Here is a 26285-nt window from a genome sequence, read left to right as displayed (position 1 = left end):
GAGGGGTGACCGTCATCTACCTCAGCCGCAACCTCGTACGTCTTGCCGCCGTCGCGGGAGTGGTCCTGACCGCATGGCTGGCGGATTCAGCAGTGGCGATGCATGCGGAACACACCGTGGCCCAGCAGGCGAAGGCCAGCTCCCAGCTGGAAAACACACCGAATGTGTATATCGGCGGAGTCCCCTTCACCTTGGGCGCACTCACCAAGGAGATCCCCTACCTCGAGGTTAAGTCTTCTGACGTGGAGGTTCCCAAGCTCGGGATGGTCAATGCCTCGACTACTCTGCGCGACATCACGATCCGCCCCGAACAGCTCTTCAGCGGTGAACTGGAAGGTTCACCGGTGTCGACCTACACACGCAGCATCAGCCTCGACGGCGTGGCCTTGGGCCGCATGCTGGGCATTACTGACCTGTCCATTGCCAATCCCGATAACATGTCCCCCACCGGCGGGCCCTCGGCCGAAGCTGAGCTCACCGGCACGCTACCAGGAGACAACACCAAGTCCACCGCGACGGTAACGCTGCGCCTCGTGGGCCCGGAATTTCGTATGAGCGTCTACGGAACCGATGATGAACGCCTCAAGAAGGCTTTCGGTTTGGTCTTGGATACCCGCCAACTCCCCCTGCCTTCACAGGCCACATCCGTAAAACTGCACGGCGGCTCCATCACCTTCGAGGTGCAGCGCCGCAACATCACGTTGAAGACGGCGCAACTCTCACCGCTGGAGATCGACGGCTCAGAAGAAAAGGCCGTCGAGGATGCAGCGCAGAAGGCACAGGACACGGCCAACGAAGTGGGCAGCGCACCAACGACTCCGCCGAGTTGGCGCCAGAACTAGTTGATTCGAATGAGATCCCGCAGGATCCTGCGGATGCTGCGGTGCGTAGGCGGGGTCGGGTCGATGGGCGCGAATACCTCCAATGCGTCCGCTTCCGATTCCAGGTGGACCTCCGTGAAAGTGCCCTCCGACTCCCCATCCGCTTGGAAGCGGTGCGGTTTCGGACACACCAGATCCACCTCGACGGCGTCCTCGAAGTGCAGCGTGCGAGCATCCGTGACCTTGTTGAGCCAGTGGCGGTGATCCACACCGAAGAGGTGGAGCACGCCGACGAGACCATCAATACCGCCAAGGTCTGACACCCCGAATAGGCCAAGGCCTTGGTCGAAGGAGTTGCGCGGATTGGTCACCACGGGCAGTGGGCCGAGGAAAGTCCACGGGTTGGTGTTGGAGGTGAACATGACGGGTACGTCATCAGCCGCGAAGGTTTCTCCCGAACTCGAGCGCGCACGCACGCTAATGCGCGGTGGGCGGATGCGGGCGCGCTGATAGGCCTGAAAGGCCACGGCCAGATAGCGCAGCGGGGTGGCCGCAAAGCCCATTTCCCGAGCTCGATCCACGCGTGCCAAGACGTCAGCATCCAGCCCGAAACCAGCATTAACCGCAAACCATCTGTCATTCCACACACCTAAGGAGACAGTGCGGCGCGTATTGTGCTCCAGCATCCGTGCCAGCACGTGCGCTGCCTCGACCGGGGTATTGGGGAAACCAAGGGCGCGAACGAAAACGTTGGCGGAACCAGTGGGGATCACTGCGAGTGCTGGAATCTCTTGGGGGCTGGGGCGCTCTGCGGAATCTGCAGGACCCAGCAGCCCGTTTACAACCTCATTCACCGTGCCATCGCCGCCAAAGACCAAGATGACATCGAAGTCTTCCCGCGTCATGCCGCGCACCATATCCTGCGCGTGCCCTGGGTAGTGCGTGAAGCGGGCCAGCAGCTGCAGCCCCTCCACGTCCCGAATAACGGGCAGAACCTCGCGGAAAAGGGCCGAATTCTGGCTCGTAGAGTTCGGGTTTGAGATCAGCAAAACGCGCATGACTCCCAAGACTACTGGAGCCTAGTGGTTTCCGTGATGCCACCACGACTACGCTGGGGCAGCATGAGCGAACAGACTAATAGTGAAAACCAGACGGAAAATACCCACCCGGAAAACACCAAGATCGACGGCAACGCAGCCGTTAACCAAGCTGCTGAAGCGTGGAAGGATGCTGCCTCCCGCAACATCCCTACCGTTGATGTGGCTGATAACCCCCTGCCGGATGAGACGGCAAACCTACGCCAAGGCCCGTCACTGCACGATGGCCTCCTGGGGCTTCTCCCCCTCGTCGGTGTCTGGCAGGGCGAAGGCCAGGCTCACAGCACCGACGGCGAACAGTACGCCTTTGGCCAGCAGCTCATCATCGCCCACGACGGTGAGAACTACCTGACCTACACCTCCCGCACCTGGAAGATCGATTCCGAGGGCAAACCGGTGGGCCCAGATGTCCGCGAGTCCGGATTCTGGCGTATCTCCCTCAAGGACGAGATTGAGATGACCTACACCTCCTCCAACGGCATCAACGAGATCTTCTACGGCTCGCTGTTCAACGAGCGCGCCTGGCAGCTGGAATCTGCGTCCACCATGGTCACGGAAACTGGGCCTACCAACCTCGGCCCCGGCAAGCGTATGTACGGCCTCATGCCGAACAACAACCTGGGCTGGGTAGATGAGCGGCTTGTCGACGGCGAAATGCGCCCCTTCATGTCCGCCGAGCTCACCCGCGTGGCAGGCTAATCAGCAGGCGAGCTAGCTAACGCTAGCTCGCAGTACGAGGGAATCTAGCGCGCCAGGGCGGCGTCGATCAGCGCGCGTATTTCCTCCGCGTTCGCCGGCGCCTTGAGCTTCTTGCCATCGAGGCGCGTCACGCGCACCGCCGTGCGCACTGAAGACACAAGCCACACCGAGTCAGCTTCCTCGAGGTAGCGCAGGTCAAGCTCCTTCGCCTTGCAGCGATAGCCTTGCTTGGAGGCGTATTCGAACAGCGCCGCCTGCGTGGTGCCGGGCAGAATTCCCTTGCCCGCAGGCGTGCGCAGCTTCATTCCCTTGACCGCCACCACGGTTGAGGTGGCGCCTTCCAGCACCAGTCCCGTATCGGGATCAGTAAAGATCACATCATCGAAACCGCGCTCGCGGGCCAGCCGCAGTGTGGCCATGGTCGCCGCATAATTCAGCGTTTTCGCCGGCAGCTCCTCCGCTACTTGCCACAGGCGCGGGGTGCTCATCACCTTGACGCCGGTAGCGCGCTGTGTCACAACCGCTTCTGAAACCTCCTGAACCACCACCCAGGCCGTGGGCACACCGGTCGAGGCGCGGCCCCGGGTATAAGTCCACGTGCACTTGGCTTCTAGCGACGAGCCCTCCTCTCCATCCGCGCCGACGGGGCCATAGAAGTCCGCGATGGCCAGCTCAGTGGCTTCTTGCCACTTGTGCATCGGCGGCTCCGGCAGATCGAGCGCGCGGGCGGAATGCCGGAAGCGCTCCGCGTGGCGGTGAAAATTAGCGGCCTTGCCATTACGGACGAGGAGGGACTCGAAGATCCCGTCGCCGCGCGTCACCGCGGCATCATCCCAATAGACCAACGGAAGGTTCGGCATATGACGCCGCACCGACCCTCCAAACGGTTCCACAACGTAGATGACCGGCTCTTTCCTGCGCTGAAGGCTCATAGACCCGATTATGCCCTACCATCGGAGGGCGTGAGTTACTCTTCGCCACTTCTTTCCCGCCCCGGAGCCACTGAGTTCCAGGGCAGCACGCTTGTCGATGTCTCCGGGGTCCCCTGGCACTATGGAAACCCCCTCGTGGAGCAGCGCGCGGTAGAGACAGGTTCCGCCATCATCGACCGCTCCCATCGCCGCGTCATCGCGGTGTCTGGCCCCGATGCCCGTGTCTTCCTGCATAACCTGCTGAGCCAGAAGCTCGACGATGTAGACAGCGGCTTTTCCGCAGGCGCTCTTGACCTCAACATTCAGGGCCACGTCCTACACCACATGGATCTGTCCTTCGACGGGGACGCCTTCTACCTCGACGTGCCCACAGCACAGTTCGAGTCTTTGCGAGATTTCCTTACCACCATGGTGTTCTGGTCCCAAGTCACCGTCGAGGAAGCAGACGCGGCGGTCATCACGGTTCTGGGACAGTCGCTGCAGAAGCCCTCGGCGGCCTTGGTCGAGCGTTCTGTGCAGTGGCCGGGCTGCCCACGCCAGGATTTCCTCGTGCCGCGCCAACAGCTCGATGCTGCCGTAACAGAGCTGGAGAAACAGGGCGGAAGCCTAGCGGGTCTCATGGCTTATACCGCAGAGCGAGTGCGCGCACGTGAGCCCGAACGGGCTGCTGACCTTGATGAGAAAACCATCGCCCATGAGGTCCCACAATGGATCCGGCGCAACGACGATGTTCCCGCATTCGTTCACCTAGAAAAAGGTTGCTACCGCGGACAGGAGACAGTAGCGCGCGTAGAAAACCTCGGCCGCTCTCCCCGTTTGCTGGTGATGCTTTACCTCGACGGGTCCGCTCCAGAGCGCCCCGATAGCGGCGCCGACATTACGCTCGGGGGACGGCGCGTTGGCCGGCTCGGCACCGTGGTGGAGGACTGCGATTATGGCCCCATCGCACTTGGTCTGATTAAGCGCAGCGCTCTCAACAACGGGGATCTGAACATTGGCCCTGTGGCGGCATCGGTTGAACCAGATTCCATCCCCACTGATGAGGGCCCCAAGGCTGGGCGTGCCGCTGTGGACCGCCTGCGCGGAAAGTAGTGGCGAATTACACATTCGCCTCTTCTCCGCGGGCTACAACCCTTTTCGACGCAACGCTGGGGGGTAGTTCGGAATTTTTTCGTCACACAGGCTATGGTGTCTTACAGGAACATACACATATCTGACTAAGACGATGGGGCGGCCAAGAATCCCTGGACCGCCCTACACACCTCAAGGGGGTCATGCACATGGGACGCGGACGCGCAAAGGCAAAGCAGACCAAAGTTGCACGCCAGCTGAAGTACAATTCGCCCGAGATGGATCTGGATTCGCTCCAGCGTGAACTCGCCTCACAGAACTCCAAGCGGTCCCGCGATGAGGACGAGGACCCATATTCGGAGTACGCGGACTACGAGGACTATGCGGATCGCTGGAACTCGGACGAGTGGGATGAGGATGATTCCGACACACGCTAAACGCGTGGATCACTTCCCCACCGTGCACAGCACGTAAGCGAAGGGCCGGCAAGGCTTCCTCTCAATAAGAGGAGGAAACTGCCGGCCCTGTTCCTTTCCTAGGACCTAGAACCCTGGGTGCTCGCCCGTCATAAGAACGCGCGGCTCGCCTTCTTCGGCAACGCGGACGGTGCCCAGCTCCCATGCTTCAACGTGGCGGGCAGTCATCATGGCCAGTGCGCGCTCGCGATCCTCCGGCGCAACGACGGCGATCATGCCGACGCCCATGTTGAAGGTCTTCTCCATCTCTTCGAGCGCAACCTTGCCCACCGAGGAAATGGTCTTGAAGATCTGGCCCGGAGTCCACGTCGAGCGGCTCACCTCAGCGGTCAGGCCCTCCGGGATGACGCGCTCCAGGTTGCCAGCGAGGCCACCGCCGGTGACGTGGCAGAAGGTGGACACCGCGCACTCAGAGACCAGGGCCAGGCAGTCCTTGGCGTAGATACGGGTAGGCTCCAGCAGTTCCTCACCGAGAGTACGGCCCAGGTCTTCCATATAGCCGTCAAGCGGCAAACCAGCCTGCTCTAGGAGGACGTAGCGCGCCAAGGAGTAGCCGTTAGAGTGCAGGCCAGAGGACTTCATAGCGATCAGGACGTCGCCGTCACGTACCTTGTCTGGTCCGAGGAGCGCATCGGCCTCCACCACGCCAACGGCGGTGGCGGAAACGTCGTATTCATCCTTGCCCATGACGCCTGGGTGCTCCGCGGTCTCACCGCCGAGGAGGGCAGCACCAGCCTGGACGCAGCCCTCAGCAATGCCCTTCACAATCTCCGCTACCTTTTCCGGCACAACCTCGCCCACCGCGATGTAGTCCTGCAGGAAAAGCGGCTCGGCTCCGCACACGACGAGGTCATCCACGCACATGGCGACGAGGTCGATGCCGATGGTGTCGTGCTTATCCATGGCCTGGGCCACGGCCAGCTTGGTACCCACGCCATCAGAGCCAGCTGCGAGGACCGGCTCCTTGTAGTCCCCCAGCTTGAACAGGCCGGCGAATCCGCCGAGCCCACCCATCACCTCGGGGCGGGTGGCACGCTTGGCGTGGGGGGTAATTAGCTCTACTGCGCGGTCGCCTTCCTCAATGTTGACGCCGGCGGCAGCATACGTGTTCTCGCTCATGAGTGACTTAGTCCTTATTCCTTAGTTTGTCGTCGAGCCCTGCAGGGTGCGCACGGCCTCAGCATTCGGGTTTCCGGCGGGCAGTCCGAGTGGGTACTTTCCATCGAAGCATGCGCAGCACAGTTCGTTCCGTGGCTGTTGGGTAGCCGCCACCATCTCATCGGTGGAGACGAAGCCCAGCGAATCCGCACCGATCGCGGTGCAGATGGTCTGTGCTACTTCTTCCGGATCATCGGAGGGGTTGGCATTGGCAATGAGCTCACCTGGCGAGGCAAAGTCGATGCCGTAGAAGCATGGCCACTTCACCGGCGGGGAGGCAATGCGCACGTGAACTTCGGCAGCGCCGGCTTCCCGTAGCATCCGGATCAGTGCGCGCTGGGTGTTACCACGCACGATCGAATCATCCACCACCACGATGGACTTGCCTTCGATGACCTCCCGCAGCGGATTGAGCTTGAGACGAATGCCCATCTGCCGCTGGGACTGTGTGGGCTGGATGAAGGTGCGCCCCACATAGGAGTTCTTCACCAAGCCATGCGCAAAGGTCAGCCCGGATTCGCGGGCATATCCCACGGCGGCCGGGTTGCCGGACTCAGGAACGGGGATCACCATGTCCGCATCGGGTGCCGGGTACTGACGCGCTAGACGACGCCCAATTTCCACGCGCGTAGCGTTGACCGAACGGCCCTTGATATTGGTATCCGGCCGCGCCAGGTAGACATATTCGAAGACGCAGCCGTGGCGCTGAGTTTCTGCAAAGCGCTCGGAGCGAATGCCCGTCTCATCGATAGCAACGAGTTCGCCCGGTTCGATCTCCCGAATAAATTGCGCCCCGACGATATCGAGCGCACAGGTCTCACTGGCTACCACCCAGCCCGTGTTGAGCCGGCCGAGGGCAAGCGGGCGCACGCCATGCGGGTCACGGGCGGCGTAGAGGGTGTGCCCGTCCGTAAAGGTCAGGCAGTACGCACCTTTCACGGTGGGCAAGAACTGCAAAGCGGAATCGAACACGCTACTGTCTTCGCTCACGCCATCAGCCAACAAGATGGACAGGCACATGGAGTCCGAAACGGACTCTTCCTGCGGTTTGATGAGCCCGCGTTCCACAGCCTTGGTGCGCAGCTCCTGGTAGTTCACCAAGTTTCCGTTGTGACCGAGCGCGATGTCGACGCCGCTGGGCGACGTCCCAAACATCGGCTGCACATTCGACCATTCCTTGCCACCCGCAGTGGAATAACGCGTGTGGCCGACGGCCACGTTTCCGTGCAGTGAGGTGAGGATGGATTCATCGAAGACATTGGAAACTAAACCCATGTCTTTGAAGACAACAATGCGGTCATCATCCCCGACCGCGATGCCGGCGGCCTCTTGACCGCGGTGCTGGAGGGCGAAAAGTCCGAAGTAGGTTAGCTTGGAAACCTCTTCTCCTGGTGCCCAAACACCGAAGACTCCGCATTCTTCGCGGGGCTCCGGATCCAGGCTGGGATCCGTAGACAGGGGCTTAGTCATGCTCTGGACGTGTTCAGCTACCACGGCGCTAATCCTAGCCGTTCCGGCCAGTGGAAACTAACGGAATCACGGGCAGGCAGCCAGCGATCTCGTGAGAACGGGAGCCGGAGGCGTCCACGCGGCCGTCGTGAAGCGCCTGCTCCCAGTCCAGGACACCCGTGGCCAGCTGCAACCACGTATGGGGATCCGTCTCCACCACATTCGGAGGAGTACCCCGGGTGTGCCGAGGCCCGGCGATACACTGCACTGCCACGAATGGGGGGACCCGCAGTTCCACGGAGTGGCCCGGCGCATCCGCCTCCAACAGGCGAGCTGTGGTCCGAGTGGCTTTCGCAAGGGCCGGGCGACCTGGTTTTTCCACCCCTTCAGGGTCACGGATCCACTCCTCCACCGCTTCGACAGCAGCGCGGGTGGTGGCGGCATCAACAGCCTTTTTCATACGGTCAGCACGCTCCCTGATACTTTGTTATCCATGTCACCAACCATGCCACCAAGCTCCTCGGAAGAAAAGAAGCCTGTCCCAACCGGCAAGTCTCCCTCCATCACGCTGCGGTTTATGGCCGCCCCGACAGATCTCACTATCGCCGGCGCCCAAGGTATCGGCGGCGGCCGCGTTCTGGAGTGGATCGATAAGGCCGCCTATGCGTGCGCGGTCCAGTGGTCGGGCACCTACTGCGTGACAGCCTACGTGGGCCATATTCACTTCACTCGCCCAATCCCTTCGGGCCACTTGGTGGAGGTGCGCTCACGAATCGCGATGACCGGGCGATCCTCCATGCACATCGTCAACGAGGTGCTCTCCGCTGACCCCCGCGATGGCATTTTTACCCGCGCGTGCGACTGCCTGGTCATCTTCGTGGCCAAGGATACCGAGACCGGAAAGTCGATGCCCGTTCCGCCGCTGATTCCGGACACCACTGAGCACCAGCGTGTGTGGGAGGCAGCAGAATCCCGCATCGAGCTGCGCCAAGCCATCGAAACGGAAATGGAAAAGCAGACTTATGATGGCCCATCCGATGCACCCCGAATGGTAAACCGCTTCTTGGCCAAGCCCACCGACGTCAACTGGGGCGGCAACGTCCACGGCGGAACGGCCATGGAATGGATCGACGAGGCCGGAGCCGCCTGCACTATGGAGTGGTCGGGAGAGCACACCGTAGCCGTTTATGCCGGAGGCATTCGCTTCTACCGGCCGATCCATATTGGAGACTTAATCGAGGTGGATGCCCGCATGATGCGCACGGATACCCGCTCGATGCAGATGTCGGTCCACGTGCGCTCGGGCAACCCGCGTGGTGGCCGCGAGCAACTGAAAACCGCCATCCACGCCACCGTCTCCTACATGGCGATGGACGCCGACTGGCAGCCGCTAGCTGCCCGCCAGTTCACTCCACGCACCGAAGAGGATAAGCGCTTGTGGGAGCACGCCGGCATCCTCCGCGGATTGCGCGGCAAGTACTCCCCGAAGCCGCTGGTGGTGGCACCACAGCACCAGCACGTAGATTAGCCCGAGGCTCACCCACCACCCCACGCTGCTTGGCGCTAGTGCCGAGGGGCTAGTCCAATGGCTCGACGTGGCACGCCACGTGGAGGGAGCTTGGGTCCTTGGCCTTACGCAACGCAACGGTGCGGGCTCCGATCTCACTGTTTGTGGCGACGCTCGGAGCCACAAACACTCCCGTGCTCGCTGGAAGAATGACGGGCTTGTAGAAATCCGCACTGATGCGAACAGCACCCGGAAGGGTGCCGTCGAGCACCGACAGCATACGGGCGTGCGTGTACATTCCATGCGCGATGGGCGCGGGGAAGCCGAAGAGCTTGGCTCCCACAGCGGAAACGTGGATGGGGTTCTTATCGCCAGATGCCGCCGCATAGACGCGAGTGCTCTCGGCACTAAAGCGCAGCGTTGCCGTGGGGGTTCCCACCTCATCGCCGGGGAAGTCGAGGAAACGCTCGGCCTCCGGGCGCGTTCTCACTTGCCGCGGGGTGTCCTTGGTGAATTTCGCGCCTTGGCCTAGGAAGACCGATGTCTGGCGCCAGATCTCCTCACCCTCCACGCTGTAGATGGTCACCATATCAATGACCAGCCCCTTGCGGTGTGGTCGCAAGTTTTCCGCATACACGGTGATGTCGCAGCTCTCGTCGACGTGCAGCGGGCGTTTCTGCTCGATGCGGTTGGACAGGTGCACCACGCCCACAGCGGGGAAAGGAAAGTCTTGGGCGGCCATCACCTTGATGGCGAGCGGGAAGGCCAGCGCGTACAGATAAGTAGCGGGCAGCTCGTTGCCCAGACGCAGGCTCGTGGCTTGGCAGTAGCGTGCGAGGTGCTCGGTGTCTACGCGCACTCCCGCGACCCGGTAAGCAGTCTGCGGGTCGTCGACCTTGCGCTTGCCTGCTCCCAGCCCGGGGATGGGCATCGCGCCTACCATCAGGCTGCGGTAGAGCGCAGGAAGATCTGGAATCTCGTTGAGTGTGGTGACGTTCATTTAGGCTCCCATGAGGTTCTGGCCGCAGACGCGGACGGTGTTGCCGCTTACCGCCGCGGAGGCCGGCGAGGCGAAGAAAGCGACGGTCTCGGCGACGTCAACAGGCAAGCCGCCTTGCTGCAGTGAGTTCAGGCGGCGGCCGATCTCGCGCGGGCCAGTCGGCATCGCGGCGGTCATGGCGGTCTCAATGAAGCCCGGCGCCACGGCATTGATGGTGGAACCATTCTCGGCGAGGACGGGACGCAGGGCGTCGACCAGCCCGATGATGCCGGCCTTGGTGGTGGCGTAATTCGTCTGGCCGCGGTTACCGGAGATGCCGGCCATGGAGGACACACCGACCACGGCTGCACCCGGCGCGAGGGAGCCAGACTCCAGAAGGTTTTCGGTGATGCGCACCGGCGCCAGAAGGTTAACGGCCAGGACAGCATCCCACTGGCCTTCATTCATATTGGCCAACAACTTGTCTCGGGTGATACCGGCGTTGTGGACGATGACATCAATAGCTCGGCCATGGCGCTCTTGCGCGTGCTGGGCAATCTTGTCCGCGGCCTGAGGGTCAGTGACGTCGAGAGGAAGCGCGGTGCCCTTGACCTTGTTCGCGGTTTTCGCCAAGTGCTCGCTGGCTTGCGGGACGTCAATGCAGATGACGTTGGCTCCGTCGCGCGCCAGCACTTCCGCGATGGTGGCGCCGATACCACGTGCCGCGCCGGTCACCACGGCAAGTCGGCCGTCAAGCGGTTGCTCCCAGTTCTGTGTTTCGCCGCTGCGCGAGTGAGAATCCTGCTCTCGGGCGCTGACTCGTACAACCTGCCCGTCCACGAAAGCCGACTTTCCGGAAAGGAAGAAGCGGACCGTAGACTCCACCTCTGCGGTGGCCGCGGGGTCTACCCACACCAGGTTCACAGTGCCACCCTTGCGCATTTCCTTGGCCAAAGAACGGGTAAAGCCTTCGAGGGCGCGGGCGGCAATCCGGGAATCAATGGTATCTGCCGCCTCCGGGGTGGTGCCGACAACTACCAAGCGCGCACACGGCAGAAGGTTACGCATCTGCGGGTTGAAGAAGTCATAAAGCTCACGCAGCTGTTCGGGCGTGTCTAGACCGGTGGCGTCGAAGACGAGGGCAGCGCGCTTCGCCTCTGCCGAAGAGTTGATGACCTGGTAGTCCACGGCTAACTGGGAGCGCAGGAAGTCTGCGATGCGCCCCTGACCGCCGATGACAATGGGACCGTCGAGCGCCGGTTCTCCTATCTTGTGGCGGCGCAGGGGGTGCCCCTGCGGTACTCCTGCTTTGGCGGCGAGGGGTGAGTTGATGAGCTTCTCAGCAATTGTGACGTGCGGCATGGTCTGGCGTGTTCCTTTCTCGATTCTTCACAACCTTGCGAGCATTGTTCGATTGGTTGCAAGGTTAGTTAATTAAGTGATAGAACTAACAATATCACTTTAGTTGTGATGCGAAATAAACAGTCGGGTTGCTACCCCCTCCCACTGGGACGATTCGCACAAGACCACTCGCGAAGGAGTTTTCAATGACCAACCCCCCGCACCGCGTAGCCATCCTGGGTGGCAACCGCATTCCCTTTGCTCGCTCCAATAAGCAGTACGCTCAAGCGTCCAACCAGGACATGCTTACCAGTGCGCTGGATGGCCTCGTGGCACGCTACGGGTTGCACGATGAACGCCTTGGCCTCGTGGCAGCCGGTGCAGTTCTTAAGCACTCCCGCGATTTCAACCTCACCCGCGAATCCGTCCTCGGCTCCGCCCTCGACTCCTCGACGCCAGCTATCGATATGCAGCAGGCCTGCTGCACTTCCCTGGCGGCAGCAATCCACGTCGGCGATGCCATTGCCCAAGGGCGCATCTCCGCCGGCATCGCAGGAGGAACGGACACCACCTCAGACGCCCCGCTGGCTGTCAATGACACGCTCCGCCGCACACTGCTCAACCTCACCCGCGCCAAGACCGCCGCGCAGCGCGCACAGCTCGTCGGCTCCATCCGCCCATCGCAGCTGGCTCCGGAGCAGCCGCAGAATGGCGAACCCCGCACTGGGCTCTCCATGGGTGACCACGCCGCCATCACCGCCCGCGAGATGAACGTCAGCCGCGAAGCCCAGGACAAGCTGGCTCTCGCCTCCCACCAGAACCTCCACAAGGCCTGGGAGGAGGGCTTCTTCAATGACCTCACCACCGGCTTCCTCGGCGTCAACCGCGATACCAACCTGCGTCCGGACTCCTCCCTGGAGTCCTTGGCCAAGCTCAAGCCGGTCTTCGGCAAGCGCGATGCCGAGCAGCACGGCGCGCAGGCCACGATGACTGCAGGCAACTCCACGCCGCTGACCGACGGCGCCTCCGTCGCCCTCCTCAGCTCTGAAGAGTGGGCAACCGAGCACAACATCGAACCCCGTGCCTTCCTCGTGGACTCGGAGACCGCGGCGGTCGACTTTGTCCACGGCCCCGATGGCCTTCTCATGGCCCCCACCTACGCGGTCCCACGCCTGCTGGAGCGCAACAACCTGTCGCTACAGGACTTCGACTTTTACGAAGTCCACGAGGCCTTCGCCTCCCAGGTACTCGCCACCCTGTCTGCATGGGAGGACGAGACCTACTGCCGCGAGCGCCTCGGCCTGCAGTCTGCGCTGGGCCCCATCGACCGCGCCAAGCTCAACGTCAAGGGCTCTTCCCTAGCAGCCGGTCACCCCTTCGCCGCCACCGGCACCCGCATCCTCGCCACCACCGCCAAGATTCTTGAGGAAAACGGCGGCGGACGCGCCCTCATTTCCATCTGCGCCGCCGGCGGACAGGGTGTCGCAGCCATCGTCGAGCGATAAGCACTGCCCTCTCAGAAAGGACCCCCATCATGGCACTCACCAAGTCTTCCTCAGACAAGAAACCCGTCTCCCCAGAGCTCAACAACCAAGCCACCACCGATGCACCCAAGGCGGAGGCCCGCAGCCCGCACCGCCTGCCCACCACCCCCAAGCCTTCCGTCGCCACCGAACTTGCCGCACTTCTCGACGGCCCCCATGCCGCCTTCCGCCAGGAACTGCGCACCTTCCTTAATGACCCGGAGCTCTTCCCGAAGCCCGACCTGCCCATGGCAGAGCAGCGCCAGCACACCTTTGACAACCTGTCCAAGGTTCGTGACTTCGGCGGGTTCAATCACGGCCTACGCAGCGCACACGGCGGCGCCGGCAAACCGAACCTCTCCACCTTCACCCTCGAGGGCCTAGCTTGGGTTGATGGCTCGCTGGCCATCAAGTCCGGTGTGCAGTGGGGCCTGTGGGGCGGCGCGCTGGATCAGCTGGGCACCGAGCGCCACCTCGACTGGATCACGAAGGCCGCCAGCCTGGAGCTTCCGGGCTGTTTCGCCATGACCGAGCGCGGCCACGGCTCCGACGTGCAGTCTCTAGAAACCACCGCGACCTTTGATCCCGAGACCGATGAGTTCATCATCAACACCCCCTCCGATTCCGCGGTGAAAAACTACATCGGCAACGCCGCCAAGGACGGCCGTGCAGCCGTCGTCTTCACCCAGCTCATTACCCCGGACAGCGATGGCCGCTCCCACGGCGTCCACGCCATCATCGTCCCTATCCGCGATGAAGAAAGCAACGAGCTACCAGGCGTCACCCTGGGCGATCATGGCCACAAGGGTGGTTTGGTGGGCGTCGATAATGGCACCCTGCGCTTCGACAACGTCCGCGTGCCGCGCGAGAACCTGCTCAACCGCTTCGCCGATGTGGATGAGAACGGTAAGTACTCCTCCCCCATCGAGTCCAAGAACGCCCGCTTCTTCACCATGCTGGGCACCCTCATCCGCGGCCGCATCGGCGTATCCGGCGCAGCAGGTGCCGCCACCGAGGCCTCCCTGGATATCGCCATCCGCTACGCCAACCGCCGCCGCCAGTTCGAAGGTGCCACCGGCGCGGAAAAGCGCCTCATCGAACACCGTCAGCACCGTCGCCGCCTGCTCATTCCGCTGGCCCGTACTTACGCACTGCACCTGCTCTACAACCAGATTCTGGAGCGCTACCAGGAACAGAACGACCAACAGGAGTCCGGCACCTGGTCTGTCACGGAACCGACCGAGGAGCAGAAGTTTGCCTCCCGCGAGATGGAATCCCTAGCTGCTGCCATCAAATCCGCGCAAACCCAGCACGCTACCCGCACCATCCAGGAATGCCGCGAAGCCTGCGGCGGCGCCGGCTACATGTCAGAGAACCGCCTGACTACCTACCGTGCCGACTCCGATGTCTTCGCCACCTTCGAGGGCGATAACACGGTGCTCATCCAGATGGTGGGCAAGAATCTGCTCACCGCCTATGGTCGTGCGATGAATGACATGAGCCCGTGGGACACCGTGAAATATGCGGCCTCCACCGCCACCGATGTGGTTCGTCGCCGCTACGGCTTCACCACCCGTCTGCAAAGCCTGGTGGACCGCGTGAATCCTTCAGAGGCCTCGCTTTTCGACGCCACCTACCAGGCCAAGCTGATCGACGACCGCGCCCAGTCCATCCTCTTCTCCCTCGTGCGCCGCATCCAGCCAGCCCGAAAAGCCGATAAGGTGCAGGCCGCTGCCATCGTGGACCAGTGCCAGGATCACCTCATCGCCGCCGGCTGGGCCCGTGTGGATACCTTGTTGGTCCAAGCCATGATTGAGGCAGAGGAACGCCTTGAGGACGGTTCGCTGGCACGCCAGGTCTTCGAGCAGCTGCGTCACCTCTTCGTCTTCGACACCTTGGTTCAGCACGCGGGCTGGTACCAGGAGCACAACCTGATTCCGGCCGGCCGCATGAAGGCCGCCCGCGCTGCTATCAACGACCTCGTCGATTCGCTCGCACCATGGTCCGTCGTACTCGTGGATGCCTTCGGCGTTCCGCCTGAGGTACACAACATCCCGATGCTCACCGAGGCCGGTGTGGATCCGCTCCACGTCTAGTCACACCACGCATGTTGAGGGCACTTCCGCCATTTGGCGGGGTGCCCTCCCTGCTTTCAACGACTGTCAGTATCGCGCATCTACCATCCACAGGCATGACCACATCACACTCCATGTTCTCCAGTTCCTTCCCGCCTTCCGAAGACATCTTGGTCTCCGGAACCCTTCGCAACGACATCTCGCTGCATCTGTGCCACGGCCATTCACGCCAAGACATCCACAACGACTTCATCGAGCTTCTCGACGATCCCTCCGAGTGGACCCGCACCCGCAAGGACCCGTTCCCAGAAGATTTCGACGCCATCATCGACGAAGTTGCCGCTGAGTACGCACAGAAGGTCACAGAGAAGTCCGCAGACGCACAGCGCCTCGACGCCCTCCGATACGAGCTTGCGCAGCGCAACCTCGCCTTCAGTTTTGACGAAGGCTGGGACGCCTCCGACGGCGCTGAATGCGGCGCTGAACAGGCAGAAGACGAGGGTGCTGCAGGCTATGTTTATTGCCACATGCAGGACGTCGACCGGCTGATCCACACCGGCGACCTCTTCTTCGGCTTCGGCACCATGAAAACTGACGATGAACTCAGCACGGCCGAAGCCGTGGGCGAAAAACTCATCGAAGCGCTGCGTGCGGTTGGTTTCAACCCCACGTGGGATGGCAACGCTAACGCACGCGTGCTGTGCCAAGGCCTAGTTGTCGAATTTCCCCTCGCGGATGACCTCACCAGCTCCGAATAGGCACCTTCCATAGCGCCCATCAAGCTAGCCCCCTCACATTCGGCTAGCTCGCAACAACCATCCAGATGGCTACCATGTGCACCACCGCCGCGGCAATCGTCGCGGTGTGGAAGTGTTCGTGGTAGCCATACCAGCGTGCGTTGCGCCCTGGCCATTTGAAGCCGTACATCAACGCACCCACTGAATAGACCACGCCGCCGGCAAAGAGAAGCCACACCACGGCCGGCCCCGCGGACTGCCACAGGTTTGGCAGCAGAGGCAGGATGAGCCATCCCAGCACCAGGTAGACCACCACGTCCAGCCAGCGCGGGTGATTAATCCACACCAAGTTCAAGACAACCCCCATGATGGCGCCCACCCAAGCAGCAGTCAGCATCCACAGCGCCTGGGTCGGCTCTAGAACGATGGCACACAGCGGCGTGTACGTCGCGGCAATAAAAACGGAAATGGTGGCATGGTCCGCCCGGCGCCACCATTGCACCGCGCGCATGGATACCCACGGCCAGCGGTGGTACAACGCCGAGACCGTAAAGAGACCCACCACGCCGACGCCGTAGACCGTCACCGCGAGCCCCTGCCACCACGGCAGTGTCATCCACGCAAAGGTAATCAAAACCGTCGATGCAATCAGGGAGGCAACTGCCGCAAAGAAGTGGCCCCAGCCGCGCGTCAGTGGGCGCGGGCCGCGGTCCGCCATCCAGTACGTGCGCTGGATGAGCTGCTCTATCGTGCTGTTTTCCTGCACGGAGCCTTCTTCAACTGGAACTTCTTGCGGGGACGATTTTTGAGCACTGGGGGCGTTCATAGTGGGGGCCTTGTCTTGCCTGAGATGCGGGTCATGCGCATAACGCATTCACTCCCAAAACTTACGTATCCGTAACTATACGGCCGCGCACTGTGGCAGACAAGGGGGCAGCGAAAGTTTCCTCCAGTTTTTCTTCCACTATTTGCAGCACGAGGGCACTGGCCACGTAAACTACCCACATTATGCTTTCCTTTGTCTCACGCTCTCGCCGCGCCGCGGCGCTGTTCGCGGCTGCCATGGTGGCGCTGGGGGCGGCGTCGGCAGGCATCGGCTCTGCCTCCGCCCAGTCCAGCACCATCGGCGAGGTTTCCTCACGCGCGACCAACCCGCAGCCCTGGCTCGGTGACAAGGCCTTCATCACCTCAAAGCGCCACATGGGTGGCAACCACTGGGTGGTGGACGTATGGTCCCCGGCCAACCGCGCGGTGATTTCGAATAACGTCCTACTCCCTGAGGGCGATAAGCCGCGCCCCTCCTTCTACCTGCTGCCCGGCGTAGAGGGCGGCCAAGCGGGCATGAACTGGATGACCCACTCCGATATCCGTCATTGGGCCATGGGCAAGAACGTCAACGTCGTAATGCCGCTCGGCGGTGCCTACTCTCTCTACACCGATTGGAATGCCGAGGACCCCATCCTGGGCGTCAACAAGTGGAACACCTACATGACCGCTGAGTTGCCCCCGCTGATCGACGCCGAATTCCACGGCACCGGCCGCGATGCCATCGGCGGTATTTCTTCCACGGGCGGCGCCGCACTCGACATCGCCGGTCATGCCCCACAGCGCTACAAGGCCGCGGCCTCATACTCCGGCTGCCCGGTACGCTCCGGCGCGATTGGCTTCCCCACCTCCACCGCGATGATCGCCTACGGCGGCGGATCCTCCTTCAATGCCTGGGGCCTGCCGGGCTCCCCGCAATGGTTCGAGCACGACCCCAACGCCAACCCTGGTCGCCTGCGCGATGTCGAAGTCTTCGTGGGCTCGGCCTCCGGCACCCCGGGCCCCATCGATGGGACCAACAACCCCGCCCAGTGGCTCGGCCCCCGCGCGGTAGAGATGGTGGCTAACCAGTGCTCGGAGGAATTCACCCGCAACGCCCGCAACGCTGGGGTGCGCGTGAACCGCTACTTCAGCCCCCAGGGTTCGCACACCTTCAACCTATTCTCCCACCAGATGAAGCTGAGTTGGGACCAGACCATCGCCCGCACTATCGGCGCCTAAGTTTTGACTGGTTGTCGCTTCACTGCAGACGCAAGCCCCCTTCATCACCACGACCACGAAATATACCCACTGTAGGATTTGATTCCACTAACCCTCAGCTAAACAACTAGATCTTCAAGGTTCACGTTTGCCCGAAAAAAGGGATTGACGCATGTCAAGATTCTGCGGTAAAATTTTGGTTAATAGTTCAGCCCGCCCGGTTCCCTTCGGAAACACGGAGTGGGCTGGATCTCTATTTGCGCAGTCTCGCCAACACTGTCATCGTGGCAACACATCCCACCTCTAGATTGGCTTTTCATGTCTTCTACGCTCAAGCCAGCAGCGACCATTGGCGAACACATTCTTCGCCTGCAAAGCCGCGGCATGAAGATCGACAGAGCTTTAGCTGAACAATGGTTTTCACACGTCAGCTACTACCGGCTTTCCGCCTATTGGTATCCGGCTAGACAGTTCACTGAAGACGGAACTAGCCGAATTAGCAGCTTCGTCGATGGTACTGACTTTGCCGACGTCGTCTCCTTATATGAAGCCGATCGGAAACTCCGTACCCTGATTCATGATGGTATGGAGCGAATCGAGGTTGCGATGCGCACCAAGCTCGTCGAGCTACTGTGTACTCGACACCCCAATGATCCTACTTTCTATCTCCGTTCAGACGACTTTCGGCCAAACTTTGACCACGTGTCGTGGCTGAGTACAGCGTACGGTCGGCTTGCGAGAGCGAAGAAGAGCGACGCCGTGAAGCACTACATTGATGAATACGGTGGACAGTATCCCATGTGGGTTGTGGCTGAAGTGCTCGATTTTTCGGACATTTCAAAGCTCTATGCAGGCTTAGGATCCAACGATCAACGGTCAATTTCGGAAGCGCTGAATATAAAGATCAACTTCTCTAGTTTGAATAGGAATCAGAAGCAAAGACTTACGAAGAAACATCCGCTGGCGAGTTGGCTCGAACAGCTAACTGTCATTCGGAATACATGTGCCCACCATGGAAGGCTGTGGAATCGTTCATTTGCTCCGGCTCCAACTGAGGTTATCCGGAACAATGGAAACCTACACATCCTTCCAGAGAATCAAAGTGAGAAGCTATTCGGCGCTTTGATAATCATGGCGCATTTACTGCGGACTGTGTCTCCTGGAACCACGTGGCCTGAAAAAGTAGTGGCCTTGTTAAATGGACACTTCCTCACCAATCCTCTTGTCGAAAAAGCCAGTATCGGTATTCATGGCAACTGGGATGAAGAAACAATTTAAATGACTCGGAAAAGGAAAAGCCCGGCCGAAGCCGGGCTGATGCAGCGTCAACGCTGCTGAGCGGAACTGCGCGTTTTACTCCACGACCGAGTTAGCACCCACCGCGTGACCGAAGAGGTCCGGCAGGGTCGCCGCCCAAGCTTCGCGCAGCTCCGAAACAGCGATGGACTCGCCGCCCAGCTCCAGCTCACCGTTGTCGGTGGTCTGGCCGATGACGACGGCCGGAACGCCGCACTCCTCGGCGCGCTGCAGCAGCATGTCGATGCGGTCAGCGGTCGTTGCCACGAGCACGCGGGAGGCGGACTCAGAGAAGGCAGCCACGAAAGCATCCTCGTGAACCTTGGACAGGTCCAGGCTCAGGCCTACGCCGCTGCGCTTGGCCATCTCGAATGCGGTGACCGCAAGGCCGCCCTCAGAGAGGTCGTGAGCTGCAGTCAAGCCCTCGTTACCTACGAAGAAGTCTGCGAGGCGCTTCTCATTAGCCAGGTCCACCTGCGGCGGCAGACCGTTGAGTCCCTTCTCTGACTCGTGACCTTGTTCACGAGCGCTTACCTGCTGCCAGATGGAACCACCGAACTCATCCTTGGTCTCACCCAGCAGCACGAGGACCTCCGGTTCCTCTACGAGGCCGAGCTCGTTGCCGATGGACGTGTGGACGTCGTCGATAACGCCTAGGACGCCCACGACGGGCGTCGGCAAGATCGGCTCCTCGCCGGTCTGGTTGTAGAAGGAGACGTTGCCGCCGGAGACCGGGATGCCGAGTTCCACGGCGCCGTCGGCAAGCCCATGCACGGACTCGCGGAACTGCCACATCACGTCCGGGTTTTCCGGGGAGCCGTAGTTGAGGCAGTTGGTAATGGCGACCGGGCGTGCACCAGTGACAGCGACGTTGCGGTAGGCCTCCGCCAGCGCCAGGCGGGTGCCCATGTTCGGATCCAGCTTGGTGTAGCGACCAGAGGCATCGGCCGATACCGCGATACCGCGGCCGGTCTCCTCGTCGATGCGCAGCACACCAGCGTTCGCGTGGTGGGACTGCACGGTGTTGCCGCGCACGTAGCGGTCATACTGCTCGGTGATGAAATCACGGGAGCACAGCGCCGGGGAGGCAACAAGCTTCTTCAGCGCCACGGTGAGGTCCTGCTTCTCGACGCCCTGAAACTCCTGCAGCGCATCCTGCCACTCCGGGCGGGCATAGGGGCGGTCGTAGACCGGGGCCTCGTCCGCGATGGTGCCGGCCGGGGCGTCCACGACGACCTCGCCCTGGTGGCGGATAATGAGGTGCTTGCCGGTGGTAACCTCACCGATCTCAGCGCAGGTGACATCCCAATGCGCGCAGATCTCCTTGAACTTCTCCACGTTCTCCGGGGTCACCACGGCACACATGCGCTCCTGGGACTCGGAGGCGAGGATCTCTGCAGCGGTCATATCCTTTGCGCGCAGCGGGACGTTGTCCAGGTTGATCTCCATGCCGCCATCACCGGCGGCGGCCAGCTCGGAGGTGGCGCACGCCAGGCCCGCGCCGCCCAAGTCCTGGATGCCCACGACGATGCCGGACTTGTACAGCTCCAGGCAGCACTCGATGAGGACCTTCTCCGCGAACGGGTCACCCACCTGCACGGCCGGCAGCTTGCGCTCCGCGCCGTCCTCGAAGGTGTCAGAAGCCAGCACGGACACACCACCAATGCCATCGAGGCCGGTGCGCGAGCCGAAGAGCATGACCTTGTTGCCGGTACCGGAGGCAAAAGCGAGCTTGAGGTCCTCCACCTTCAGCGTGCCCACGCACAGCGCGTTGACCAGCGGGTTGCCCGCATAGGACTCATCAAAAACAGTTTCGCCGCCAATGTTGGGCAGGCCCAAGCAGTTACCGTAGTGCGAAATACCGCCAACCACGCCAGGCAAAACGCGCTTGGTGTCGGGGGCATCAGCCGGGCCGAAGCGCAGCTGGTCCATCACGGCAATCGGGCGAGCGCCCATCGCCATGATGTCGCGGACGATGCCGCCGACACCCGTGGCCGCTCCCTGGTGCGGCTCCACGTAGGACGGGTGGTTGTGGCTTTCCACGCGGAAGGTCACCGCGTTGCCGTCTCCGATATCCACCACGCCGGCGTTCTCACCGATGCCGGCTAGGATCTTGGAGCCCATTTCCTCAGTCATGGTCTCACCGAAGTAGCGCAGGTGCGTCTTGGAGGACTTATAAGAACAGTGCTCCGACCACATCACCGAGTACATGGTCAGCTCGGCGTCGGTAGGGCGGCGGCCCAGGATCTCGCGGATGTGCGCGTACTCGTCATCCTTCAGGCCCAAGTCGCGGTAGGGCTGCTCCAGCTCAGGCTGCGCGGCCGCCTGCTCGACGGTGTCGTTGTGTACGGTCATTGTTTCTCCTTATAACCGTCGGCGCGGGTTAAGCGACGACCTTGAGGGCGGACACAAACAAACCCAGACCGTCGGTGGACGGGCCGGTGAGAAGATCGATGGCATGTTCCGGGTGCGGCATCAGACCGACCACGTTGCCGGCCTCGTTGGTAATACCGGCGATGCCGTTGATGGAACCGTTGAAGTTATCGGTATAGCGGAAGACCACGCGGCCATCGCCCTCCAAGCGCTCCACGGTCTCCGCATCCGCCTGGAAGCGGCCCTCGCCGTGCTTAGCCGGAATCAGGATCCGCTGGCCCTGCTCAAACTCGCTGGTCCAGGAGGTCTGCGCGTTCGCCACCTCGAGGTAGGTATCCACACAGTGGAAGTGCAGCCCCTGGTTGCGGGTCAAGGCGCCGGGCAGCAGGCCGGCCTCCGTCAAAATCTGGAAGCCGTTGCAAATGCCGAGCACCGGCATGCCCTTATTCGCTGCTTCCACCACCGCGCGCATGACCGGGGCCAGCGCAGAGATGGCGCCGGAGCGCAGGTAGTCACCGTAGGAAAAGCCGCCGGGAACAACGACGGCGTCCACTCCTCGCAGGTCCTCGTCCGCATGCCACAGGGACACGACGTCGGCGCCGGCGGTGCGGGCGGCGCGGGCCGCGTCGACGTCGTCAAGCGTGCCGGGGAAGGTAATAACGCCGATCTTCATTACTGGATAACCTCGTAGTCCTCGATCACGGTGTTCGCCAGAAGGGTGGACGCAACCTTCTCGAGTTCCTCGGCGCTGACCGAATCATCGACTTCAATTTCAAAGCGCTTGCCCTGGCGCACGTCGCTGACACCAGCAACCCCCAGGCGGCCCAGCGCGCGGACGACGGCCTGACCTTGCGGGTCCAAAATCTCGGCCTTGGGCATGACATTGACAACTACACGAGCCATGAAAATTCTGCCTTACTGTGCGTGAGTATAGGTGCCCCGCCAGTCTATCCCGCCAGCGGGAAAGATTCGGAATCTTTGGGGGTGGTGAATTCAAACCAAACGGCTGAAGAATTCTTGGGGAATCCCGGCTTAACCCCCAGCTCGCGCGTTGTCCTCCGGTATCCCGTGGCGGCGAAGGCAGGTAGAACCAGATGCGTTGTCATTTTCTCGCTGATTAAAGGAACCTCTCATGCGCCTCACACGCATCGGCTCTCTCGCCATCGCTGCATTAGTGTCTACCTGCGTCGTTGTCCCCCAGGCCGGCGCCGCGGTGGATGGCTCCACTGCCGTCATCTCGGAGGTCTATGGTGGCGGCGGCAACAAGAACGCCCCCTTCACCAACGACTTCATCGAGCTCTACAACCCAACGGGTTCCGCCATCGACCTCACCGGATGGTCCGTGGAGTACTTCTCCTCCAAGGGCAACTCCGGTGGAAAGACCGCGCTTAACGGTTCCATCCCGGCTGGCGGCTACTACCTCATCCAGGAAGGTGGCGGCGGCGAAGGCGATCCGCTGCCCACCCCGGATGCAGAGGGCGGTCTCAGCATGTCCGGCTCCAAGGGCTCGGTGAAGCTTTACGACGCCTCCGGGGCCGAGGTGGACCTCGTGGGGTACGGGACGGCGTCGCTCAGCGAGGGCTCCCCTACCTCTTCCTTGAGCAACACCACCTCCGCGCAGCGTGATGACGTCGGCACCGACACCGACGACAACGCCGCCGACTTCTCTGCGGCTGCGCCAACACCGAACTCGGGCGGCGGCGCAACCGCGCCGGAGGACCCGCAGCCGGCCGAGCCGGGTTCCACCGTCACCATCCCGGAGATCCAGGGCACCGGCGCGGAGTCCCCGCTCAAGGGCCAAAACGTCACCACCCAGGGTGTTGTCACCGCCGTGTGGCAGGGTGAGAAGTCCCTCAACGGTTTCACTATCCAGACCCCGGGCACGGGTCAAACTGCGCCGACCGAGGCCTCTGAGGCCGTCTTCGTCTACACCGGCGGCACCGGCTTCTACCCAAAGATTGGGGAATCCGTCGAGGTCACTGGCTCCGTCGATGAGTACTACGGCCAGACCCAAATCGCCCTAGCCCAAGGCTCCGTCCTCGACACCGCACTCGATCCCGTCACCCCGCTGTCCCTCGACGCCCTACCCGAGGGCGACGAGGCCCGCGAAAAGCTCGAGTCCATGCTGCTCAAGCCCGGTGTACACACGGTGACCGACAACTACGGCCTCAACCGCTACGGCGAGTTGGGCCTGGCCCCGGGTACGGAGGCGCTGCGCCAACCTACCGATATCGTCTCCCCGGGTACTCAGGAACAAATGGACATGGAAGCCTCTAACGCGGCGAAGTACGTCATCTTGGATGACGGCTCCACGCGCGACTTCTCCCGCGATGGTGCATCCACGAAGCTGCCCTACATCATGCAAAACGGCTCGGATGTGAAGACCATCCGCACCACCAACCAGGTTGAGTTTGCCGACTCTGGCGTCATCCTGGGCTACGGCCACGAGCAGTGGCGCTTCCAGCCCACCACCATGATTACGGGTGATTCCGCTACCGCGGACCTGCCGATTACGTGGGACCCGGCCCGCCCGGAGGCTCCGCAGGTCGCTGGTGATTACACCGTGGCGGCGTTTAACGTGCTGAACTTCTTCATCAACCTAGGTGAGGACAACGGCGCGAAGTCCTACAAGGACCGCTTTGGCAACGGCGTGGGTTCTGACAGCGGTACCTTCCGTGGCGCGTGGTCTGCCTCCGCATTTGAAGACCAGAAGGGCAAGATCCTCACCGCGCTGGAGGGCCTGGACGCCGATGTCATCGGCCTGTCTGAGATTGAGAACGCCGCGAATACCGTGGGTGGCTCCTACGACGATGCTGTGAAGTACCTCGTAGATGAACTCAACACCCGCGCGGAATCCGAAAAGTGGGATTACGTCAAGGCCCCGGCGAACTCCGCGGCGGACACGGATGTCATCCGCACTGCGATCATCTACAAGAAGGACCGCGTCCAGCCAGTAGGTGAGGCCACCTTGCTGGAGGACGAGCGTTTCAAGGGCACCGCCCGCACCCCGCTCGCCGCCGAGTTCCAGCCCGTCTCCGACAAATGCACTGCTGAGGGCCCGGATTCCTTCGTGGTGGTCACCAACCATTTCAAGTCCAAGGGTTCAGTGGCTAAGGGCGACGAGGACACCGGCGACGGCCAGGGCAACAACCCCAACGTGCGCAATGCCCACGCCCAAGCTGTCCTCGATGGTTTGTCCAAGCAGCCACAGTGGCAGGAGAAGGCCACCTTCGTCATGGGTGACTTAAACGCTTACTCCAAGGAAGACGCCATCTCCGTCTTCCGCAACGCCGGCTACACCATCCCGGTAGAGGAGCTCAATGCACAAGAGGACTGGCAGGACGTGGCCTCCTACCAGTTCTCCGGCCGCCTCGGCTCCCTGGACCACATCCTGGCCAACGAGCACGTCGACGCCCAGGCCGCGCAGACGTGGAACATCAACTCCGATGAGCCCATCGCCATGGAGTACTCCCGCCGCAACTACACCGGCGGGGACGTCTTTGAGTCCGATAACCCGTACCGCTCCTCCGACCACGATCCGGTCAAGGTGGGCTTCAACCTTGCCCAGGTTTCCCGCTCTGCTGTCGATCTTAAGGACTGTGACAAGACCGAGGACCCAGCGCCGTCTGACGACGCCCGCGGCATCAAGTCCGTCACCATTGACGATAACGGACATCTCATCATCACCTACACCGACGGCACCACCGAGGATGCTGGCAAGGTCGTCGGCGCCGATGGCAAGGACGGTAAGGACGGCGCCGACGGTAAAGATGGCCGTGGCATCAAGTCCGTGACGACCAACGACAAGGGCGAGGTGGTCGTCACCTACACCGACGGCACCTCTGAGATTCTCGGTACCCTCGCCGACGCGAAGGGCGACCAGGGCACGCCGGGCCGCGATGGCTTCGATGGCGCACCAGGCCGCGATGGCGCAAACGGTAAAGATGGCAAGGACGGCCGCGGCATTAAGTCCGTGACCACGGATGCCGACGGTAACCTCGTCATCACCTACACCGACGGCACCTCAGAAACCGTCAAGTCCGGCGACAAGCCAGCCGCCCCGGCAGGTGGTTCCTCTGTGAGTGAGCGCTGCTTGCCGACGGTCCTCGGCCTCACCATCCCAGCAGCCCTCGCCATTCCGTTGGCTTTCCTCGGAAGCTTCGGCGCAAAGCTCAACATCCCAGGCCTTGAGCCAGTGAAGAAGCAGATTGAGTCGCTCACTCGCAATTTCCCGCGTGAGGCTCAATACGCCGCTGGTGGCATTGGTCTGCTGGCAGTCCTCGGCATCATTGCTGCTGCCTGTGCCCCAACCGAGTCTGAATAGAGCGCTCTCCTGAGTTTAATGTGTGCGTTTTGTATGTAAGCCTTGGACTCAAGGTCATTTTTCTCCGAGCTTAAGGGACATTTCGCGTGGATTTAGGAGCGCCCGACCCAGCCTTTTCTTACACCTAGGCTGGGGTTCCATTCGTAGTCGATGTGGGCGTCGTATGTGGCTGGTCGCCGTCTGGGTGGCCGCGCCGTTTGAGTTCTTCTTTCGCCCAGGCAGCGCGTGGTGCCTTTTCTCTTTGGCGTCCGAAGTCTTGTTACTTGGCTAACTCCAGTGGCGCTACAGGTTCTTCGGTGTGGGTGTCAAGCCACCGGTCTGAAGGGTCCCAAGTTTTGTCCGTCATGGATAAGCTTTAAAGTCATGCCCGGAGACAACACGTCCATATAGCTCCCGCGGAGA

The 26285-nt window shown here is 61.9% G+C and carries 22 protein-coding genes and 1 pseudogene; 11 read left to right on the top strand and 12 right to left on the bottom strand.

Going from position 1 to position 26285, the window contains the following annotated elements:
- Window positions 1-5 precede the first annotated feature (5 nt).
- Entirely contained in the window at window positions 6-842 is an 837-nt protein-coding gene (locus tag ABZS45_RS12660; RefSeq protein ID WP_412100112.1) for a DUF2993 domain-containing protein, read from the top strand.
- Here the strand turns inward: ABZS45_RS12660 and ABZS45_RS12655 are convergent.
- Window positions 839-1879, bottom strand: a complete 1041-nt coding sequence (locus ABZS45_RS12655; protein WP_412100111.1) for a diacylglycerol/lipid kinase family protein — start codon at window positions 1877-1879, stop codon at window positions 839-841. The genes ABZS45_RS12660 and ABZS45_RS12655 overlap by 4 nt on opposite strands.
- 63 nt (window positions 1880-1942) lie before the next feature.
- Between ABZS45_RS12655 and ABZS45_RS12650 the strand changes: the two genes are divergently transcribed.
- A complete protein-coding gene (locus ABZS45_RS12650) occupies window positions 1943-2617 on the top strand; it encodes an FABP family protein (RefSeq protein ID WP_010189008.1) in 675 nt (224 codons plus the stop codon).
- Window positions 2618-2661: 44 nt separating this feature from the next.
- Here ABZS45_RS12650 and ABZS45_RS12645 read toward each other — a convergent pair whose 3' ends face one another.
- Entirely contained in the window at window positions 2662-3549 is an 888-nt protein-coding gene (locus tag ABZS45_RS12645; RefSeq protein WP_412100109.1) for an aminodeoxychorismate lyase, read from the bottom strand.
- A gap of 30 nt (window positions 3550-3579) precedes the next feature.
- On the opposite strand from ABZS45_RS12645, the gene ABZS45_RS12640 reads away from it, so the two are divergent.
- Both ABZS45_RS12640 and ABZS45_RS12635 read left to right on the top strand, forming a co-directional pair.
- On the top strand, window positions 3580-4641 hold the full coding sequence (locus ABZS45_RS12640) for a YgfZ/GcvT domain-containing protein (protein ID WP_412100108.1): 1062 nt from the start codon (window positions 3580-3582) through the stop codon (window positions 4639-4641).
- A gap of 188 nt (window positions 4642-4829) precedes the next feature.
- Window positions 4830-5057, top strand: coding sequence for a DUF3073 domain-containing protein (locus ABZS45_RS12635; RefSeq protein WP_412100107.1), 228 nt, complete (start codon window positions 4830-4832; stop codon window positions 5055-5057).
- A gap of 105 nt (window positions 5058-5162) precedes the next feature.
- Here ABZS45_RS12635 and purM read toward each other — a convergent pair whose 3' ends face one another.
- The 3 genes from purM to ABZS45_RS12620 are packed head-to-tail and all read right to left on the bottom strand — an operon-like array spanning window position 5163 to window position 8163.
- A complete protein-coding gene (gene purM, locus ABZS45_RS12630) occupies window positions 5163-6215 on the bottom strand; it encodes a phosphoribosylformylglycinamidine cyclo-ligase (protein WP_412100105.1) in 1053 nt (350 codons plus the stop codon).
- Window positions 6216-6236: 21 nt separating this feature from the next.
- Window positions 6237-7724 carry an amidophosphoribosyltransferase gene (gene purF, locus ABZS45_RS12625; protein WP_412100104.1) on the bottom strand — a complete coding sequence of 496 codons (1488 nt, stop codon included), beginning with the start codon at window positions 7722-7724 and terminating at the stop codon, window positions 6237-6239.
- Between the two features lie 34 nt (window positions 7725-7758).
- A complete protein-coding gene (locus tag ABZS45_RS12620; RefSeq protein WP_412100103.1) occupies window positions 7759-8163 on the bottom strand; it encodes a sterol carrier family protein in 405 nt (134 codons plus the stop codon).
- Between the two features lie 33 nt (window positions 8164-8196).
- Here ABZS45_RS12620 and ABZS45_RS12615 point away from each other — a divergent pair, with 33 nt between their 5' ends.
- Window positions 8197-9231, top strand: a complete 1035-nt coding sequence (locus ABZS45_RS12615) for an acyl-CoA thioesterase (protein ID WP_412100102.1) — start codon at window positions 8197-8199, stop codon at window positions 9229-9231.
- Window positions 9232-9280: 49 nt separating this feature from the next.
- Here the strand turns inward: ABZS45_RS12615 and ABZS45_RS12610 are convergent, their stop codons facing one another.
- Complete coding sequence (locus tag ABZS45_RS12610) at window positions 9281-10210, bottom strand: MaoC/PaaZ C-terminal domain-containing protein (protein WP_412100101.1); 930 nt, start codon at window positions 10208-10210, stop codon at window positions 9281-9283.
- Entirely contained in the window at window positions 10211-11551 is a 1341-nt protein-coding gene (locus tag ABZS45_RS12605; protein ID WP_412100100.1) for a 3-oxoacyl-ACP reductase, read from the bottom strand. It lies immediately after the preceding gene.
- A 185-nt stretch (window positions 11552-11736) separates the two neighbouring features.
- Here ABZS45_RS12605 and ABZS45_RS12600 point away from each other — a divergent pair, with 185 nt between their 5' ends.
- From ABZS45_RS12600 to ABZS45_RS12590, 3 genes are all read left to right on the top strand, one after another.
- Complete coding sequence (locus ABZS45_RS12600; RefSeq protein WP_412100099.1) at window positions 11737-13035, top strand: acetyl-CoA C-acetyltransferase; 1299 nt, start codon at window positions 11737-11739, stop codon at window positions 13033-13035.
- Window positions 13036-13064: 29 nt separating this feature from the next.
- Window positions 13065-15149 (top strand): acyl-CoA dehydrogenase family protein, encoded by a 2085-nt coding sequence (locus tag ABZS45_RS12595; RefSeq protein ID WP_412100098.1) that lies wholly within the window; start codon window positions 13065-13067, stop codon window positions 15147-15149.
- 95 nt (window positions 15150-15244) lie between these two features.
- A complete protein-coding gene (locus ABZS45_RS12590; RefSeq protein ID WP_412100097.1) occupies window positions 15245-15886 on the top strand; it encodes a DUF6891 domain-containing protein in 642 nt (213 codons plus the stop codon).
- A gap of 43 nt (window positions 15887-15929) precedes the next feature.
- On the opposite strand, the gene trhA is transcribed toward ABZS45_RS12590, so the two are convergent.
- The gene (gene trhA, locus ABZS45_RS12585; RefSeq protein WP_412101176.1) at window positions 15930-16583 is read right to left on the bottom strand and encodes a PAQR family membrane homeostasis protein TrhA; all 654 of its coding nucleotides are present in this window, start codon (window positions 16581-16583) and stop codon (window positions 15930-15932) included.
- A 290-nt stretch (window positions 16584-16873) separates the two neighbouring features.
- On the opposite strand from trhA, the gene ABZS45_RS12580 reads away from it, so the two are divergent.
- Complete coding sequence (locus ABZS45_RS12580) at window positions 16874-17911, top strand: alpha/beta hydrolase (RefSeq protein WP_412100096.1); 1038 nt, start codon at window positions 16874-16876, stop codon at window positions 17909-17911.
- A 297-nt stretch (window positions 17912-18208) separates the two neighbouring features.
- On the top strand, window positions 18209-19168 hold the full coding sequence (locus ABZS45_RS12575) for an Abi family protein (protein WP_070645627.1): 960 nt from the start codon (window positions 18209-18211) through the stop codon (window positions 19166-19168).
- 75 nt (window positions 19169-19243) lie between these two features.
- On the opposite strand, the gene purL is transcribed toward ABZS45_RS12575, so the two are convergent.
- The 3 genes from purL to purS are packed head-to-tail and all read right to left on the bottom strand — an operon-like array spanning window position 19244 to window position 22462.
- Entirely contained in the window at window positions 19244-21541 is a 2298-nt protein-coding gene (gene purL, locus ABZS45_RS12570; protein WP_412100095.1) for a phosphoribosylformylglycinamidine synthase subunit PurL, read from the bottom strand.
- Between the two features lie 28 nt (window positions 21542-21569).
- The gene (gene purQ / locus ABZS45_RS12565; RefSeq protein WP_412100093.1) at window positions 21570-22232 is read right to left on the bottom strand and encodes a phosphoribosylformylglycinamidine synthase subunit PurQ; all 663 of its coding nucleotides are present in this window, start codon (window positions 22230-22232) and stop codon (window positions 21570-21572) included.
- On the bottom strand, window positions 22232-22462 hold the full coding sequence (gene purS / locus ABZS45_RS12560; RefSeq protein ID WP_039676532.1) for a phosphoribosylformylglycinamidine synthase subunit PurS: 231 nt from the start codon (window positions 22460-22462) through the stop codon (window positions 22232-22234). Before purS ends, purQ begins: the two co-directional genes overlap by 1 nt.
- A 229-nt stretch (window positions 22463-22691) precedes the next feature.
- Between purS and ABZS45_RS12555 the strand changes: the two genes are divergently transcribed.
- Window positions 22692-25883 (top strand): ExeM/NucH family extracellular endonuclease, encoded by a 3192-nt coding sequence (locus tag ABZS45_RS12555; protein ID WP_412100092.1) that lies wholly within the window; start codon window positions 22692-22694, stop codon window positions 25881-25883.
- A gap of 92 nt (window positions 25884-25975) precedes the next feature.
- On the opposite strand, the pseudogene ABZS45_RS12550 reads toward ABZS45_RS12555, so the two are convergent.
- Window positions 25976-26202, bottom strand: a pseudogene (locus ABZS45_RS12550) (IS256 family transposase); the annotation flags it as partial.
- Window positions 26203-26285 lie beyond the last annotated feature (83 nt).

The sequence above is a fragment of the Corynebacterium aurimucosum genome (genome assembly GCF_046895345.1).
GTDB lineage: Bacteria > Actinomycetota > Actinomycetes > Mycobacteriales > Mycobacteriaceae > Corynebacterium > Corynebacterium aurimucosum_G.
Note: the sequence above shows the minus strand (reverse complement) of the source record. Positions and strands in the feature narration are given on the sequence as shown.

Coding starts and splice junctions, on each gene's coding strand:
- ABZS45_RS12655 (WP_412100111.1), bottom strand. CDS start 1,879: ATGCGCGTTTTGCTGATCTCAAACCCGAACTCTACGAGCCAGAATTCG.
- ABZS45_RS12650 (WP_010189008.1), top strand. CDS start 1,943: ATGAGCGAACAGACTAATAGTGAAAACCAGACGGAAAATACCCACCCG.
- ABZS45_RS12645 (WP_412100109.1), bottom strand. CDS start 3,549: ATGAGCCTTCAGCGCAGGAAAGAGCCGGTCATCTACGTTGTGGAACCG.
- ABZS45_RS12635 (WP_412100107.1), top strand. CDS start 4,830: ATGGGACGCGGACGCGCAAAGGCAAAGCAGACCAAAGTTGCACGCCAG.
- purM (WP_412100105.1), bottom strand. CDS start 6,215: ATGAGCGAGAACACGTATGCTGCCGCCGGCGTCAACATTGAGGAAGGC.
- purF (WP_412100104.1), bottom strand. CDS start 7,724: ATGACTAAGCCCCTGTCTACGGATCCCAGCCTGGATCCGGAGCCCCGC.
- ABZS45_RS12620 (WP_412100103.1), bottom strand. CDS start 8,163: ATGAAAAAGGCTGTTGATGCCGCCACCACCCGCGCTGCTGTCGAAGCG.
- ABZS45_RS12615 (WP_412100102.1), top strand. CDS start 8,197: ATGTCACCAACCATGCCACCAAGCTCCTCGGAAGAAAAGAAGCCTGTC.
- ABZS45_RS12610 (WP_412100101.1), bottom strand. CDS start 10,210: ATGAACGTCACCACACTCAACGAGATTCCAGATCTTCCTGCGCTCTAC.
- ABZS45_RS12605 (WP_412100100.1), bottom strand. CDS start 11,551: ATGCCGCACGTCACAATTGCTGAGAAGCTCATCAACTCACCCCTCGCC.
- ABZS45_RS12600 (WP_412100099.1), top strand. CDS start 11,737: ATGACCAACCCCCCGCACCGCGTAGCCATCCTGGGTGGCAACCGCATT.
- ABZS45_RS12595 (WP_412100098.1), top strand. CDS start 13,065: ATGGCACTCACCAAGTCTTCCTCAGACAAGAAACCCGTCTCCCCAGAG.
- ABZS45_RS12590 (WP_412100097.1), top strand. CDS start 15,245: ATGACCACATCACACTCCATGTTCTCCAGTTCCTTCCCGCCTTCCGAA.
- trhA (WP_412101176.1), bottom strand. CDS start 16,583: ATGGCGGACCGCGGCCCGCGCCCACTGACGCGCGGCTGGGGCCACTTC.
- ABZS45_RS12580 (WP_412100096.1), top strand. CDS start 16,874: ATGCTTTCCTTTGTCTCACGCTCTCGCCGCGCCGCGGCGCTGTTCGCG.
- ABZS45_RS12575 (WP_070645627.1), top strand. CDS start 18,209: ATGTCTTCTACGCTCAAGCCAGCAGCGACCATTGGCGAACACATTCTT.
- purL (WP_412100095.1), bottom strand. CDS start 21,541: ATGACCGTACACAACGACACCGTCGAGCAGGCGGCCGCGCAGCCTGAG.
- purQ (WP_412100093.1), bottom strand. CDS start 22,232: ATGAAGATCGGCGTTATTACCTTCCCCGGCACGCTTGACGACGTCGAC.
- purS (WP_039676532.1), bottom strand. CDS start 22,462: ATGGCTCGTGTAGTTGTCAATGTCATGCCCAAGGCCGAGATTTTGGAC.
- ABZS45_RS12555 (WP_412100092.1), top strand. CDS start 22,692: ATGCGCCTCACACGCATCGGCTCTCTCGCCATCGCTGCATTAGTGTCT.